At 45.1% G+C, this 16,367-nt stretch carries 14 protein-coding genes; 8 read left to right on the top strand and 6 right to left on the bottom strand.

From position 1 onward, the window contains the following. The first annotated feature begins 33 nt into the window (after nt 1-33). The 3 genes from V7R35_RS14655 (at nt 34) to V7R35_RS14645 (ending at nt 1,775) form a co-directional block, all read left to right on the top strand. On the top strand, nt 34-420 hold the full coding sequence (locus V7R35_RS14655) for a VOC family protein (RefSeq protein ID WP_334015656.1): 387 nt from the start codon (nt 34-36) through the stop codon (nt 418-420). A 71-nt stretch (nt 421-491) separates the two neighbouring features. Continuing rightward, nucleotides 492-803: a hypothetical protein gene (locus tag V7R35_RS14650; protein ID WP_334015655.1), complete on the top strand. Its 312-nt coding sequence runs from the start codon at nt 492-494 to the stop codon at nt 801-803. 228 nt (nt 804-1,031) lie between these two features. Next, nucleotides 1,032-1,775: a YitT family protein gene (locus V7R35_RS14645; protein WP_334015654.1), complete on the top strand. Its 744-nt coding sequence runs from the start codon at nt 1,032-1,034 to the stop codon at nt 1,773-1,775. A 506-nt stretch (nt 1,776-2,281) separates the two neighbouring features. On the opposite strand, the gene alr is transcribed toward V7R35_RS14645, so the two are convergent. Continuing rightward, nucleotides 2,282-3,370, bottom strand: coding sequence for an alanine racemase (gene alr, locus V7R35_RS14640; RefSeq protein ID WP_334015653.1), 1,089 nt, complete (start codon nt 3,368-3,370; stop codon nt 2,282-2,284). Nucleotides 3,371-3,542: 172 nt separating this feature from the next. On the opposite strand from alr, the gene murQ reads away from it, so the two are divergent. Both murQ and V7R35_RS14630 read left to right on the top strand, forming a co-directional pair. After that, nucleotides 3,543-4,484: an N-acetylmuramic acid 6-phosphate etherase gene (murQ, locus tag V7R35_RS14635; protein ID WP_334015652.1), complete on the top strand. Its 942-nt coding sequence runs from the start codon at nt 3,543-3,545 to the stop codon at nt 4,482-4,484. A gap of 74 nt (nt 4,485-4,558) precedes the next feature. Beyond that, complete coding sequence (locus tag V7R35_RS14630) at nt 4,559-5,983, top strand: exo-beta-N-acetylmuramidase NamZ family protein (protein WP_334015651.1); 1,425 nt, start codon at nt 4,559-4,561, stop codon at nt 5,981-5,983. 149 nt (nt 5,984-6,132) lie between these two features. On the opposite strand, the gene V7R35_RS14625 is transcribed toward V7R35_RS14630, so the two are convergent. Both V7R35_RS14625 and V7R35_RS14620 read right to left on the bottom strand, forming a co-directional pair. After that, on the bottom strand, nt 6,133-7,227 hold the full coding sequence (locus tag V7R35_RS14625; protein WP_334015650.1) for a mechanosensitive ion channel family protein: 1,095 nt from the start codon (nt 7,225-7,227) through the stop codon (nt 6,133-6,135). A 1-nt stretch (nt 7,228) separates the two neighbouring features. Further along, nucleotides 7,229-9,295, bottom strand: a complete 2,067-nt coding sequence (locus tag V7R35_RS14620; RefSeq protein WP_334015649.1) for a glycoside hydrolase family 3 N-terminal domain-containing protein — start codon at nt 9,293-9,295, stop codon at nt 7,229-7,231. A gap of 211 nt (nt 9,296-9,506) precedes the next feature. Between V7R35_RS14620 and V7R35_RS14615 the strand changes: the two genes are divergently transcribed. Both V7R35_RS14615 and ggt read left to right on the top strand, forming a co-directional pair. Next, nucleotides 9,507-10,883, top strand: coding sequence for a Na+/H+ antiporter NhaC family protein (locus tag V7R35_RS14615; RefSeq protein WP_334015647.1), 1,377 nt, complete (start codon nt 9,507-9,509; stop codon nt 10,881-10,883). A 115-nt stretch (nt 10,884-10,998) separates the two neighbouring features. Then, on the top strand, nt 10,999-12,834 hold the full coding sequence (gene ggt, locus V7R35_RS14610) for a gamma-glutamyltransferase (RefSeq protein WP_334015645.1): 1,836 nt from the start codon (nt 10,999-11,001) through the stop codon (nt 12,832-12,834). A gap of 122 nt (nt 12,835-12,956) precedes the next feature. Here the strand turns inward: ggt and V7R35_RS14605 are convergent, their stop codons facing one another. After that, nucleotides 12,957-13,427 (bottom strand): LabA-like NYN domain-containing protein, encoded by a 471-nt coding sequence (locus V7R35_RS14605; protein WP_334015644.1) that lies wholly within the window; start codon nt 13,425-13,427, stop codon nt 12,957-12,959. Nucleotides 13,428-13,586: 159 nt separating this feature from the next. Between V7R35_RS14605 and V7R35_RS14600 the strand changes: the two genes are divergently transcribed. Beyond that, a complete protein-coding gene (locus V7R35_RS14600) occupies nt 13,587-14,315 on the top strand; it encodes a PepSY domain-containing protein (protein ID WP_334015643.1) in 729 nt (242 codons plus the stop codon). A gap of 49 nt (nt 14,316-14,364) precedes the next feature. Here the strand turns inward: V7R35_RS14600 and V7R35_RS14595 are convergent, their stop codons facing one another. Continuing rightward, on the bottom strand, nt 14,365-14,781 hold the full coding sequence (locus V7R35_RS14595; protein WP_334015642.1) for a VOC family protein: 417 nt from the start codon (nt 14,779-14,781) through the stop codon (nt 14,365-14,367). 10 nt (nt 14,782-14,791) lie between these two features. Further along, nucleotides 14,792-16,198 carry an aldehyde dehydrogenase family protein gene (locus V7R35_RS14590; RefSeq protein WP_334015641.1) on the bottom strand — a complete coding sequence of 469 codons (1,407 nt, stop codon included), beginning with the start codon at nt 16,196-16,198 and terminating at the stop codon, nt 14,792-14,794. Between the last annotated feature and the right edge of the window lie 169 nt (nt 16,199-16,367).

Below are 16,367 nucleotides of genomic sequence, written 5' to 3'. Positions count from 1 at the left end.
CAATTCAACATCTTAACCATTAAGACCAATTTCATGAACCGACATCTTTCTGCCGTCACTTTCTTTGTTGACGATTACGAACCTGCCATTCGCTATTTCACAACAGTTTTAGGCTTCGCCGTTACCGAAGATAAAGTAACCGGTGAGGACTCTCGCTTTGTATTGATAACACCGCCAAATTCAAGCATGAGCTTATTATTATCGAAAGCTAAGACTAGCGAAGAACGTGCACTTATTGGCAAACAGGCGGCTAACAAGGTATTTCTTATTTTGCACACCGATGACTTTTATCGCGACTACGAACATATGCTGGCAAATACTGTAGAGTTTTTAGAGGCACCAAGGGAAGAGTCTTACGGCATTGTTGCCATTTTCAAAGACTGTTACGGTAATAAATGGGATTTGATACAAACCGCATAAAACACGTAAAAGAAGATAGATAGTTAAATGCACATGTATTAGAAACAGTTGTAGTAAGAGGAGTACCCACCGTGCACGCCATGAAACGTTCAATTATTGCTGATGTTGTTGCTATAGCGGCAATTGCACTGTTAATTACCGTAACGTTTTACTGGATAGAAGCACGCCGCGAAGTCATCATTTTATGCGACAACTTTACGCCCGGCGTGTCTAAACGAAGTGTAGAGCGCCAGCTCGACACGGCTGACTTACTTATTTGGGATACCACCTTTGTTGCCAATGGCAGCACAATTGAAGCATACAGCCCGCTGCACTTTGGCATTATGCAGTGCAGCGTAGAATTTAATAAACAAGATATAGTGGTGTTCTCTATTGTTGAGTAAAAAGCACCCACTGTGCATCATTTAAAATCCTAAAACCTACCCCTTTTGGTGCAACGTTTACATGTGCGCAACACCCTGTTCACTGGTGTGCTAAAAGTCGTAAAGGCAAACTTACCAAGCCCATTCTTTGTGCAATGTTTAACTTGGCGTGTTGCTGTAACCCATTGTGATGTAAACGTATAATTACGCTGTGTCTTCTTAGCTTTTTTTCTTAGGTAATTGGCTTTTATGCAAAAAACAAATCACAGTGTTGTCGAGGATGTCTTCGCCCTAGTAAGCGCCGGCTTGTTTGTTGCCTTCGGTGTTTTTCTTTTTCAATCGCAAGACCTAATGGTAGGTGGTGCGGCTGGTCTAGCGCTTCTTGGTACATATGCGTTCGAGATGAACTTTGGCCTGTTATTCTTTCTAATTAACTTACCATTCTACGCCCTTGCGTGGACGCAAATTAGCAAGCGTTTTACCATAAACACATTCATTTCTGTTACCACGGTGTCAGTGCTAACTGAGCAAATTCCCGCGTTTGTTGATATTAGCCACGTAAACCCGTTTTTTGCTGCTGTGTTCGGCGGCATTTTAATAGGCGTGGGCATGCTTATTATGTTTAGGCACAGCTCTAGCCTTGGTGGTATCGGTATTATGGCGTTTTATCTACAGCAGCGTTTTAACCTTCGCGCGGGCTACTTCCAGTTAACGGTAGATACCCTAATTCTGTCGTGCGCATTGATGTTTATTGCATGGCATTTAGTGCTTATTTCAATTCTTGCGGCGTTTTGCTTGAACATGGTTATTTCACTTAACCACCGCCCAGAGCGCTATTCGCCAGCAAAACCAGATGGCCAAGCAAAAACCAATAGCGCTGCGAATGTTGTTAGCGACTCAAATACCGTTAGTGCTTCAAGAGCCTTTAGCGCACCGGAAGAAGAGCACGTTGAAGATATGCTAGACGGTGATCTGCACCCTCAAAACGGTTAACGTTTGCTTTTGAAAAGACAGGCGATTAGAAGCCTGCAAATAAAATTTACGTAGAACATAAAAAAGCCCGATGTATTTTGTGTACACCGGGCTTTCTTGTATCTGTACTGCTAATATCGCGCTAACTAATTCGAAGGTTTTGTTTCACCTTGAGTCTTTGGGTTGCCCTGTTTCGCTCTGTTTCGATTTAGCTCAACGCTGCGTTATATATTTGTATTTTATGAAAAGCCTGCGACCTTACTGCTTCTTTTGTACCGGTCTTGACGTTCGACTTACTACTCCACGATTCACTCTTGGACGAGAATACGAAGTACGCATACAAACCTCACTTATGAGTTAATGTCTGCTGCAGTTGTAGGTGAAAAGCTCACCTCAATCCCACATACCGACCACAACAGTATAAACCCAAACTGGTAGCAAACTACTTATTCTTTTGTTGAATAGTACTTCATAGACGTTGATATAATGGTAGGCACGCTAATAAAAAAGCAGCTTACATGGCAGTATTAAAGATATTTTACGATGCGCGGCACGCGTTGAGACACCCGAGTCATTAATTCATAGTCGATAGTGCCTGCGCATTGTGCAACCTCGTGTATAGAAATATGTTCTCCCCATAGCTCTACCATGTCGCCCATGCTGACATCGGCAATGTCGGTAACGTCAATAGTGATCATATCCATAGACACCCGCCCCACTAATGGCGCTCGCTTACCGCGCACCATCACGGGCGTGCCGTTAGCGCAGTGCCTTGGGTAACCATCGGCATAACCTATGCCCACCGTTGCAATTTTGCTGGGTCTGCTGGCAACCCATGTTTGCCCATAGCCTACGCCCTCGCCTTTAGGTACATCACGAATAGCTAGAATGCTCGAACGTAGGGTCATCGCAGGCATAAGCGACAAACCGGTATCACTTTGAGTAGATACTCGCCCGCCATATACACCTAAGCCCAAACGGTTCCATTTGGCGCGGCTTGTCGGCCAGTTAGCTGCCGCGGGTGAATTGGCTAAGCTCAGCGGCAATTTTTGAAGTGAGTCTACTTGTGCAACTACCGCTTCAAACGCACTTAGCTGCGCTTGGGTAAATGGGTTATTGGTATCATCCGCACTGGCAAAATGAGTAGCAAGCACAGTTTCATCGCTTAGCAGCGATGCATACTCTTTCACAATGCGCGGCAGTTCGTTTAGTGGAAAACCCAAACGGTGCATGCCACTGTCTGCTTTAAGCCATATATGCGGGCGCTTGCCTGCGGGGCATGCGTTTAGCCATTTTAGCTGCGCCTCACAATGCATTACCAAAATACAATTGTGCTGAAATGCCATTTGGCATTCTTTGGCCTGGTGAGCCCCTTCAAGCACTACAATTGGCGCGGTAATGCCAGCATCGCGAAGGGCTACCGCCTCCTCCATAATCGCTACCGCAAAACGTGAAGATACGTGTTGTAAAATGCGCGCTATATTTACTGCACCGTGTCCGTAAGCATCGGCTTTTATAACCGCCATAGAACCGCTTTGCGGTGCCATGGCCGCAAGCTGCTTAAAATTATGCAGCACTGCGTCGGCGTGGATAATAGCTTGCGTTTGTCGACTCACAAAAACACGGTCCTTGAATAGGGGTTACCAAAAAATAAGGGCGAAATTGTATCATGAGTTTATACAAAACGGGCTGTTGAATAATAGACAAAGCGCGCACTGCTATTTCCCCTTAAGCTAAATGCCGTTATCCTTCCCACTGTTTACTTACCGCTACAGTAAAGGTTAATTAATGTCTTCAGAAAAAATGGGGCTTCACGCACTAGCTAAATCGCTTAATAACATCGTTTCAGAAGGAAGAAACACCCTGTCTAAAGATATTGATACCTTGTCTACCACTGGCATTTTAACGCGCATAAATAATGAGGACGCTACCGTTGCTAATGCAGTAGCAAGCCAAATTGATAACATTGCCCGCGTGGTTGATGCGGCCACAGTGAGTATAAAAAACAATGGCCGACTTATTTATATTGGGGCTGGCACTAGCGGCAGATTAGGCATTTTAGATGCAGCAGAATGCAGGCCAACATTCAGTGTTCCAGATGGCGTTGTAGTAGGCGTGATTGCAGGCGGAGAAACCGCCATTCAGCATGCTGTTGAGGGTGCCGAAGATGATACCGAAGCAGGCAAAACCGACTTACAAAAGTTAGCGCTTAATGAGAAAGACACCGTGGTAGGTATTTCGGCAAGCGGGCGCACGCCTTATGTCAGCGCTGCACTGGAATATGCCTCATCAATAGGCTGCACCACAGGCGCTATTGCATGTAGCCCGAACGCCGCCATTTTTGAACCTGCCGACATCGCTATTTGCCCAGTTGTAGGGCCAGAGGTGCTAACAGGCAGCACACGCATGAAGTCGGGCACTGCGCAAAAACTGATTTTAAACATGATAAGCACGGCGACCATGGTGAAGTTGGGTAAAACCTACGAAAACTTGATGGTTGATGTTAACGCCACTAATGACAAACTAAAGGCAAGAGCGCTTCGCATTGTGATGCAGGCAACAGACTGCGACGAAAGTACGGCTGAGGCTGCACTGAACGCCAGTAACAACAGCGCTAAAACCGCAATTTTGATGGTGTTAACGGGCGCAAGCGCAGAACAGGCCACCAAGCAACTGGCCGAAAACAGTGGTTTTTTACGTAAAGCGCTTAATGCTGGCACTAATGAATGAGCTGACTTTACAAAAGCGTAAGTTGAATAAAGCTCTGAAAACACTCCGTCGAATAAAGCAGTTCAGGTAAAAGCATGCAGTTTATGAACAACCAAGGTTATATCACGCTTATAGAAGGTTGCAGAACACACAGTAAGCGCACAGCTATAACTCGTGCCATCCGCTTTCTTAGCGTTGTATTATTGCTTGGCGTAGCATTCGGGTGCACTTCAACATCAAAGCTAACCTCATCTTCACCTACTGCAGTTTCTGCAAGCCTTGATGATTACTCTGTTGAGCAGTTTGATGCGGCAAATTTGAGGGTGGGCGCCGAGCGATTTCCACAATACCTTCATTTACTCGATGGAAAACGTGTTGGCTTAGTGGTAAATCAAAGCGCGCGCGTTCGCACAGATTCATTAAATAATACTGGCACCAATACGCTTACAACATCTGACGAACCAGACACACATTTACTTGATGCATTGTTAGCGCAGAAGGTAGATGTAAAGGCAGTATTTTCGCCAGAGCATGGCTTTCGCGGAAATAAAGGGGCTGGAGAAAAAATAACAAGCAGCGTTGATGCAAAAACAGGCCTTCCTATTCATTCACTTTACGGCAAAACGAAAAAGCCCACGCCGGAGATGCTAGAAAATATCGATGTGCTGGTGTTTGACATCCAAGATGTAGGCGTGCGTTTTTATACGTACCTAAGTACGCTGCACTATGTAATAGAAGCGGCGTTTGAACACAACATTGACGTAGTGGTTTTAGACCGACCCAACCCCAATGGAAAACACGTTGATGGCCCTATTCTAGAAAGCGCTTTCTCATCTTTTATAGGTATACACCCTATTCCTGTGCTACACGGTATGACGTTAGGTGAACTTGCAAAAATGATGGTGGGTGAAAATTGGGTGACACACTCAGCAGCGACAACATCGCAGCTTACTGTTGTTCCCATTTCCCATTACCTTCGCACTATGCATTATTCACTTCCTGTTGCGCCAAGTCCTAACTTACCTAATGACGTAGCGGTAGCCTTGTACCCAACCCTGTGCTTTTTTGAGGGCACTGACGTAAGTGTAGGTCGTGGCACTAACCTTCCTTTTCAGCTTATTGGGCACCCTTCAATAGAACTTGGTGGTAACAAAATAACAGTTAAAGCCAATGCGGCAGCGCCTTACCCTAAACACGAAGATCAGGTTTTACTTTCTGCTGTATTTGAAACGCATGATGCACTGACAAAGGTGAGTACAGAAAGCGGTATTAATGTGCAGTTACTCATAAATACTTATCAAGCTTTTCAACAGGCAAAAAACGATAAATCAACATCTTCACTATTTTTCACTCGCCCAGAATTTTTCGATAAGTTAGCAGGCACTAACACATTACGAGAGATGATAAAAAATGGAAAAAGTGCTGAGGAAATTAAGCAAAGTTGGGCTGCAGATTTGCAAAAATTTAAAGCGCAGCGCCGCCCTTACTTACTGTATCCAGATGTCGAAAGCACTGAGTAAGTGAACACTTACATACACAAAGATTGATCTTCCATTTTGTTTGGTAAACTTGCTTGTTGAACACGTATCGCTGCAAAGGCTGCGATGCTGAAAAGTAAATACTCACACACTGTTAAAAACAGCTATTAATGGGTAGTTAAATTTTCCCACTACTCAGAAGGGTTTGCATTATTTTGTTCAACCAGTGTTGAAAGCTGCAGCTCTAAATTGGCTTTTCGTTGCTTCAATTTGTCTTTTTGCTCGCCGCTAGACTCGCTAATTTGCACATCTATTTCTGCAATTTCTTGAACCAGTAGGGCTTTATTATTTTCGTGCTGCTCAGCATGTTCTGCCTTGTCAAAAATAACATCCTCTGGCGATGGCATTTTACTGTCATCACTGTTTTCACTATGGCCATTGCTATTTACTTTCTCGCTATTTTCAACCGGCGATTTAGCCATCATTTTTAAACCGTCGGGTTGTGGCCGCTGATTTATAAAACCTGGCGATACTATTTCAATGTCTGCGTTGTGAAGCGAATCGAGCACGGCTTTATGTAAACGAGAGCGAGCCGACAGTAAGCTTTTCACTTCCAACAACAACCCAGAAACACGATAGCTAACTGAGAAATCACCAAGCCCAATTACCTGCACAAAAGGCTCGGTAAGGTTGGCATTGTCAGCTGCCTGCAAAAGGTACTTCTCTATTACACTATGATGGATGTCGTACCCTAAGCTAACATCCACACTCACTATTGCTCCCGACGCGCGGGTAACCGTTACGGGCGAATTAACCATTAACGTATTTGAAAATGCAATAAGCTCACGACTCTCGGTTTGTATTTCAGTGTCTAACAACCCCATTTCAGCAACGCGGCCGCTATAACCGTCGACCTTCACAAAGTCGCCCACTTTGAACGGGCGGTTAACTCTAAGCACAATACCTGCCATTAAGTTACCAACGATGGTGGTCGACGAAAAAGCGATGACACCAGATATAAGTACGCCAATTAGTGCAATAACTTGATTACGTGTACTTTCGCTAACGGGAAGTGACATGGCGATAATGACCGCCCCAATTATAGTAAGCACTAACATACTTACTTGACGCGGTAATTTTTGTTCGCTGCTAAGGTGGCTTTGCTTTCTTAGCAGCAAATAATGCATGGTGGTAAGCACGGCAACCACAAACACAATGGCAATGATCAACGGTAGGAAAGGGTCAACAAGCTGCTGCACCCATTGCAAAGCCTTTGATGGTTCCACACTAATGTCCTTCTTGTAATAACGAACGGTTTGGTTTTATGTTTACGTTAACGGGTGAGCGCCCGTGCGCTTCGATGTTGCCCATCAGCACATCGGTAAACGCCTGAAGTACGTGACTGGTTGCTTTAACCGCCACATCTTTATCTGGGTTTACGTTAACTACATAACTAAATGTTGCAATGATTATATCAGACGCCTCTGCCATCTCTTGTGCTACATACGGCATACGCATTGGCGCAAAAACAACACGCTTCCCCTGCCCTTTTGCATAGTGCATAACATCTTTCATGAACGCATGGATAGTAGAAAGCGGCGCACGCTGCTTCACTACGTCGGCATTATCTAAACCGCCTAACTCGTAGTTAGCATGTCTTGGGCTTATGTCACCAACAATAATAGCATCGGTGTCGTTTATTAAGCGTTTTACTAAAGCCTGTTTTGGTAATGTGAGTAAGGGCAAACAAACAAATTGAAGCGATTCACTTTGCAGGGCGTTTTGTTTACTTATGGCTTTCATATCGCTTAAGGCTTTTTTAGCACTGGCAGAAAGCGCGTGCTCTAACGCTAAACAACGTGCACTGTCTGGCATAAATGCAACATAGCGCATTGCGCGCACCGGTAAGTTTTGTTTGCCATGAAGCACCGTAACAGCCGCTTCAGAAAGCGCTTTCTGAAGTTGCACTCCCTTTTTTATTGTACCGTTCCCGTGCTGCTTATCGTTAATTTCAGCGGCTTCGCTTAACCACCACGATGCAGGTTTGGCGACAAATTTATGCAGTTCAAATTGCTGCTTTGCACTGGCAATCCTATTATTGGAGCGCTGAACTTTTGCATAAAGCTGCTCGTCTTTCGCTACTGCGTTACTCACATTACTCAGCAATTTTTCAAAATCGGCAATGTCGTTAGGGGTGCGAATAGTAAATGGCATTAGCGCAATATCAGCCCCCGCTTTAAATGCATTTACCATGGCGTCTTCAGGAGTAAAAAACTGTGCAATGCCTGCCATATCTAATGCATCGGTAACGACAAGCCCCTGATAGCCAAGCTGCGTTCTTAATAGGTCGGTCAAAATACGTTTAGATAATGTGGCAGGCACTATCTGTGCGTTACCGTTTTTATCGATAAGCGTTGAGCTATCAAGCGATGGGTACTGAATGTGCGCACTCATTATCATAGCCGGTGGCGTGTTGCTGTTAATAATGTTGGCAAATGGCAAAATGTCGGTAGCTAGCGCATGAGTTTTTGAATGAGCCACGTTGGGCAATCCGCTATGACTGTCTACATGCGTATCACCATGGCCTGGAAAGTGTTTTATTGCGCTTATAACACCACTTCGCTGCATGGCAGATACAAAGGCTTCGCCTAATGCAGCCACCTGCTGTGGATACTGTGAAAAACTACGCACATTAATAACTGGGTTTTTAGGTTCGCTATTAACGTCTACCGATGGTGCGAAATTGGTATTAATGCCAAGAGGCAATAACGTTTGGCCAATATGCTCTGCAACGTTAGTAGAAAACGCGGTACCGTGTTTGTGAAAACTGGCACCAATTGCCATGTTACCCGCAAACGGTGCCAGCATACTGTATGGCAGGCGTGATACTCGTCCACCTTCTTGGTCTACAGCAATGAAAAGCGGCGCTTTGCCGTGTTGGGTCATGTGTTGCTGCATAGTGTGATTAAGCGTTATTAACTGCGGAGCGCTTTGTATGTTTTCTGCAAAAAGAATAACACCACCAATATTGTTGCGACTAAGTACTTGAAGCAATGCATCTGGAATACTTGTCATTGGCGTTCTGCACGCTTTTGACGCTGTGCCGTCGTGACAGAAATACCGAAAGTCGAGAATAACCTTTTGCCCGACCATGGCTTTTGTCTTTGCTAGTTTATCACTGGCACTAGGCGCATAAGTAGGAACATTAGTAGCTGTGTTAGCAGGTGCATTAGTTGACGATTGAACGGCAGCGAACGCGCTAGCTGAGCCAACAGCAGATACCGCGGTAATAGCATTGATAAAGATAAAAAGTAGTAGGTTTCTAAAAACCTTGGAGAATGCGAAGACTTGCAATGTTGATCTTATCCTTGGTAACACAGCACACAATACGGTACGCTACCACAAATTAGCGGTTTCGCCGATGGTGAACTGCCCAGATAGCCTTGAAATGCGCTCTGTTGCTGAACCTGTTTTTACACATTCGTATTTGACTATACGGCGCAACCTTACAAGCTTGTATAAATACCGTTAAGCACATTGCTTAAAAATAAGATTGGAAAGAAGTATGGATTGGATGTCGGTCATCCCCCCTCTTGTAGCGATTATCGTTGTTTTTTGGAAAAAAGAAGTCATTCTTGCGCTTGCACTGGCCGTGCTTTGTGCCGAAGCGCTTATTCTATTTAGTGCCGATGTTACCACCAGCTATCTAGCGCCTATTAACGCCATAGAGCGTGTAGTAGATACCGCAGCCAGCCCAGGCAATACAAGGGTACTTATTTTCTCTGTTTTAGTAGGTGCGTTACTCGCTTTTATTCGAGATTCCGGTGGTGTAACGGCCACCGTGAACTACTTAGTGAATAAAGGCGTTGCCAAAAGCCGTAAACAAGTAGGTGGGCTTACCATGTTTACCGGCGTTGCCGTGTTTATAGAATCGAATTTAAGCGTGCTGACCGCAGGTATTTTTGCACGTGGCCTTTTTGACAGGTTTGGTATGAGCCGCGCGCGTTTGGCTTATATTATCGACTCTACCAGTGCGCCTGTTTGTATTCTTATATTATTAAATGGTTGGGGCGCATTTATTTTGAGCTTGTTAGATTCTTACGAGCTTCCCGCGTCTTCTGCCTCTATTTTGTGGGGCAGCGTATTTTTTAACTTTTATGCTATTTTCACCCTACTTATTGTGGCTTACACCATTTCAGCCGACAAAGTGCACGGCCCTATGGCAGAGGAAGAAAAGCTACTGTCGAGCACCTCTGAAACACAACATACAGAGCCCGCTACCAAAGCCCGCTTTATGTTAGTACCACTTCTAGTAATGGTACTTAGCATGGTGGGCTTTATGTTTTGGACAGGGAACGGTGTGCTTTCGCAGGGTAGCGGTAGCAAAAGTGTGTTGTATGCAACGGCGCTTGCTACAGCCATTGCCTACGGTTTGTTGCTGGTGCACAAACGTTTTACGCACCAGCAAGCGGTAGAAATTGGCTTTAAAGGCATGGGAGAGCTGCTGCCTCTGGTTACCATCGTACTGCTGTCGCTGACTTTAGGTAATAGCTTAAAAGTGCTAGGCACGGGCGTATTTGTTGCGGGTATAGTAGGTGAGTATTTGCCGATGGTGCTCATTGTGCCCATGCTGTTTATTGCAGGTGCTGTAATGTCGTTTACCACCGGCACATCGTGGGGTACGTTCGCTATTCTTATTCCTATTGGCGTGCCGCTAATTCAAAGTTTAGGCTTGCCACCTTCTTTGGTAATAGGTGCAATTTTAGGTGGCGGTATCTTTGGCGATCACTGTTCACCTATTTCCGACACTACGGCTGTGTCGTCACTGGCCGCAGGCTGCGATGTGCTAACCCACGTTAAAACCCAATTTCCTTATGCGCTTCTAGCAGGCGGTTTAACATTAGTCGCTTACGTCGTTGCCAGTTTGGTAATGCTTGGCTAACTCGCTTAAAACGTTGAGTTAGCTTTTTGGGCAAAGCATATGCTCAAGGTATAAAGGCAAGAAAGAGTAAGAAAAAGCCTTAAGAAAAAAACAAATACACAAGGACATTGCATTAATGAAATGGACGATTGAGAAATCAATATATACCGACGCTCGTTGTAAAGGTTCGAGGGGCGTAAAAAAAGCAATTGTGGCAATAGCCAGCGCATTTTTAGCAACGTGTATTCTATCGGCCTGTAGCCCAAATAAAAGCAACGAAACCAGTGTACAAGCAACGGATACCACTTCTTCTGCGCATTCGATAAATTCAGCACAGTCACAACACGCTGTAGCAATGCCAGACAGCTACAGCGCCGATGCTGCAATGCAGGTACTAAAAGAAGGCGGCAACGCTATAGATGCCGCCATTACAGCGCAATTTGTATTAGCGGTTACGTTACCAGAGGCTGGCAATGTAGGCGGCGGTGGCTTTATGACGATAAAGTTTGAAGATACCACAGACTTTCTAGACTACCGCGAAATGGCACCTAAAAGTGCACACCGCGATATGTACTTAGACGACGAAGGCAATGTGAAAGCACATGAACTGTTGTTTGGCGCTAAAGCTTCAGGCATTCCCGGCACAGTAGCAGGCATGTGGGCTGCCCATCAAAAGTATGGCACATTAAGCTGGTCGCGTTTGCTTGAACCCGCCGTAACACTTGCTGAAGGCGGCTTTATTGTTCATGAAAAGCTGGCCAACAATGTTACTCGCTACATCTCTAAACAAGAAGCTAAACAAGCTGCTAAACAAGAAACTCAAGGCACAAACAAGCCAGTAAAAAGCAACTTCGCAGACTATTTTGCTGATGCTAAAGCCAACACCCTGTTTAAGCAGCCTGAACTTGCCAATACGTTAAAAGCCATTCAGCAAAATGGTAAAGACGGTTTTTACCAAGGTAAGGTGGCAGATCAGATTGTCAGTTTCATGCAGCAAAATGGCGGGCTTATTACCCACGACGACCTGCTTGCATACAAAGCAGTATTTAGAGAGCCACTGCACTTACCATGGCAAGGTTACCAGCTGGTAACTGCGCCGCCGCCAAGCTCGGGCGGCGTTGCGGTAGCGCAGTGGATTGGCATGCTTGAAGCGTATACTGCAACAAAAGATTTACCTTCTCACAATAGCGTTGAGTATATTCATGTTATGTCTGAAATTGGTAAACGTGTATTCGCCGATCGCGCCGAATACATGGGCGATCCAGACTTTATTGACGTGCCTGTAGCTGCGCTAACCCATGCCGATTACACTGCCGCGCGAGCCAAAGAAATAAATAGTAAAACCATTTCTGAAACGGTCAATGTAACGCCAGGGCTTAAAGAAAGTGAAGACACTACGCACTTCTCTGTACTTGATAAGTGGGGCAATGCCGTTGCCAATACCACTACTATTAACCTTACCTTTGGCAGTGGCGTAGTGGTAACAGGGGCAGGCTTCTTATTAAATGATGAGATGGACGATTTTAGTGCCAAGCCAGGCGTACCAAACTTCTTTGGCGCAGTAGGCGGTGAAGCTAACGCCATTGCGCCCTATAAACGCATGTTGTCTTCTATGACACCAACGCTGGTCACAAAAAACAATGAAGTGGTACTGGTAACAGGTTCACCGGGCGGCACCACCATTATTTCATCGGTGGCCCAGTCGCTGTTAAATGCGTTGTTGTTTAATATGAGCGCTGAAGAAGCCGTAAATGCCCCGCGCTTTCACCACCAGCTTCTGCCCAAAGATAAAATACGCATGCATGATGGCTTTTGCCCTGAAAAATTAAAGGCGCTAGAAGCCATGGGCTACACTCTCGATAACCGCAGGTTTGGCGATGTACACCTTATCAAGCGCAATGGCGACAGCGTTGAAGCAGCAAGCGAGAAAAGTGGCAGAGGCAAAAGCATTGTTGAAGCCGCAACTAACTAAAATTGCCTTATAAATTTTAAAACCAAGTACTAAGCTCAACATCAAAATGCAGGGCAACGCTTCGTAGCAAAATAAGAATTAACTACGACAGGGCAAGTTTAGTGACTGCAAAAGCAGAGCCTTTATAGAAGCAGCGCAGCATCAATAGCAACATAGTTCGATGCTGCTTTTTGTAAGCTCTCTGCGGTTAATGATGGCACACCATAAACCGTTACGGTTTTTCGTTTGCGTTTAAGTGCGTTAACCAAAATATCAAAATCGCCATCGCCCGATACAAGTACAACTTCATCGACCTCGCTTGCGTGCTCAAGTGCATCAACCGTAATACCTACATCCCAGTCACCTTTAGCGGAACCATCGCTTCGTTGAATAAAAGGCTTTAGCTTTACGTCAAAACCAATAGCGCGCAAAATATTCTGAAACTCGCGCTGCTTGGTGTCGTTTCGCGCAATAGCATAGGCAAAGGCTTTTTCAATATGGCTACGCTGCTGTATTTGTTGCCAGAAGGCATTGTAATTGAAGTTGTGCTTATAAGCCTGACGACACGTGTAATACACGTTTTGTACGTCTACGAGTATTAATGTTTTGTGCACGTAGTTGCCCTTCTCATAGTGTAAAGCGTCTTTTAAACGCATAATGTAACGGCGGCTACATTAACACGAACAGCGTTTAATAGTTGCGTATTCGCTGTCATTCTGCTTCTATAAACTAATAACTATAATAACAATGCTAATAAAAATAGAACTGACACTATGCACAAGTTTATGCGCGCGCTACATAACTACTTGGGCCTTATTTTGTTTATTCAAATAGGTCTTTGGTTTTTAAGTGGATTGGTAATGGCCTACCTTCCCATAGAAGAGGTTCGTGGTAACCATTTACGACAGCGCGTTAACACGCCGTGGCAGCAAGCCACCGTTAGTCCACAACAAGTGTTATCAACGTTTGATGACAATGCAACGCTTCGCTTAACGCATCGACTTCAGACTACGCCCTCAGCCCTTCTTAGTACCCCGGTTTATCAAGTGAACAGTAACGACACCCTGTTTCGTTTTAATGCTGTAAACGGTGAGGCGCTATTACCGCTAGAAAAGAGCACTATTGCCTCGTTGGCTGAAGCTCAATACCAAGGCGAAGGTGCAATTGTAGATACCGTATTGCTTTCTACATTGCCGCAAGAAGTTCAGAACTTGTCGGCACCGCTGTGGCAAGTGACCTTTGATGACGATTTAGAAACACGATTTTATATCGACCCCAATACGGGCGCAGTAACACGTGTTCGTACCAACACATGGCGCCTGTTCGACTTTATGTGGATGCTGCACATTATGGACTATAAGGACAGAAGCAATTTTAATAGCCCGCTGTTAATTGCGTTTTCTGCAAGTGCGTTTTTATTTACCTTAACCGGCGTGGTGTTGCTGTATAGACGATTTAAACCCCGTCGCCGTCGCAGCATTTTCAAAGGCCAGTCGTTTTAAGAAGCGCGCCAACGCTAGATAACAAAAAGCGCAGCGCATTGAAGGTTACCTAGGTAGCAAACAGCTCATTAATATCGGCAAAGGCTTTGAATTCAAGAGCATTACCGAACGGGTCGTTAAAGAACATGGTGGCCTGTTCACCGGGCTGACCTTTAAAGCGCACATAAGGCGCAATAACAAAATGCGTGCCTGCCGCTTCAAGCTTTTTCGCTAACGCTTGCCAGGTTTGCATATCTAGCACCACACCAAAGTGCGGCACAGGAACAGCGTGATTGTCCACGCCGTTGTGCGCAGGAGCCGAGGGCATTTCAGCCACACAATGGGTTACCAGTTGATGTCCAAAGAAGTTCCAATCTATCCACTGCGTATCGCTTCTTCCTTTCTCACAGCCTAACAGTTCGCCATAAAACGCATCTGCATCGTGCAAGTTAGTAACGGGAATGGCTAAATGAAAAGGCTGCGGCATAACGTTTCCTTTATAAAAACTTTTTCAATAACGACAATTTAAGCTTAGAAAACGGCGCATACCTAAATGGAACATCTAAGGCAAACGAACGCTTCATAACTGTTTTTAGGTGACTAAACGTATCGAAGCCATGGCGACCGTGATAGCTACCCATGCCGCTGTTGCCCACACCACCAAACGGCAGTTCTGGGTTTGTCATAAACATCATGGTGTCGTTTGTGCACACGCTGCCAGAGCTAGTGCGGCTAATAATATGGTCTAGCACTTCATCGCTATCGCTAAAGGCATATAGTGCTAGCGGTTTCGCGCGTTCGTTCACAAACGCAATGCCTTCATCCATATTATTTACGGTAATAATGGGCAGAATAGGACCAAAAATCTCTTCTTTCATAATAGGGCTGTCTAGCGACGGCTCTAGTACAAGCGTTGGCGCCATAGCGGGTCGTGTTTCATCAATTTCACCGCCGTACACCACATTCACCCTATCAAGGTAGCTTTCTAAGCGCTTGAAGTGACGATGATTGATAATGTTGCCGTAATCTCGCGACATTAACGCCGACTTGCCATATTGCTTTTTAAGCTCTTTTTTCACTGCATCAATAAACTTGTGCTCGAAGCCTTTTTCGACAATGACATAGTCGGGTGCAATACAGGTTTGCCCTGCATTCATCCACTTACCCCACACCAAACGTCTGGCTGTTACTTTAAGATTGGTATTTTTATCGACAAAGCACGGGCTTTTACCGCCGAGTTCTAACGTAACAGGCGTTAGATGGCGTGCTGCAGCGCTCATTACAATTTTGCCAACCGTTTCACCGCCTGTGTAGAAAATGTGATCCCACTTGCACGCCAGAAGCGCCGTAGACTCTTCTTTTCCGCCCTCTATAACCTCAACACAAGATACATCCATATATTGCGGAATAAGCCTGGCCACTAACGATGAGGTCTCTTCGGCTAGTTCAGATGGTTTTAATACAGCGCAGTTACCCGCCGCTAGCGCAGCAATATAAGGCGCAAGTAAAAGCTGAAGTGGATAATTCCATGCGCCAATAATCAGTACCGTACCTAGCGGTTCGGGCTGCTGAAAGCTTTTACCGGGCCACGCCACAATAGGCGTAGACACCTTGCGTGGTTTCACCCACTTATCTAAATGTTTAAGCGTATGATCGATATCAGAAAGTAAGAAGCCCTGCTCGGCTACCATCGCCTCGGTTTCACATTTACCTAAATCTTTCTTCAATGCCTGGAGGATGTCGTGCTGGTTTTCTTCCAGCATTCGCTTAAGCGCTAGCAGCTGTGTTTTACGCCACTCTAGAGATTGGGTTTTACCGGTCATGTAGCTGTTATTTAGCTTTTGAACGGTATCAACATAACAAATACCCGATTCCACTGCATGAAGAGAAGGTCTATTTGGCATAAGAAGGCTCCGATAGCGTTTTGGTAACGCGAAACATTAATCTCGATATCTTATATTAATAGGGATGTTCGTGTTCAACGCAACTAAATTGTTAATTAATGTTTAACGCGCGTGGAAAAACATGCAGATATAAAAAAAGCCCAGCATGTGCTGGGCTTTTCAAACAATT

It is taken from the genome of Alteromonas sp. S167, assembly GCF_036864375.1.
In the GTDB taxonomy this organism is placed as follows: Bacteria; Pseudomonadota; Gammaproteobacteria; order Enterobacterales; family Alteromonadaceae; genus Alteromonas.
The sequence above is the reverse complement of the archived record's forward strand: the minus strand, read 5'-3'. Positions and strand labels throughout refer to the sequence as shown.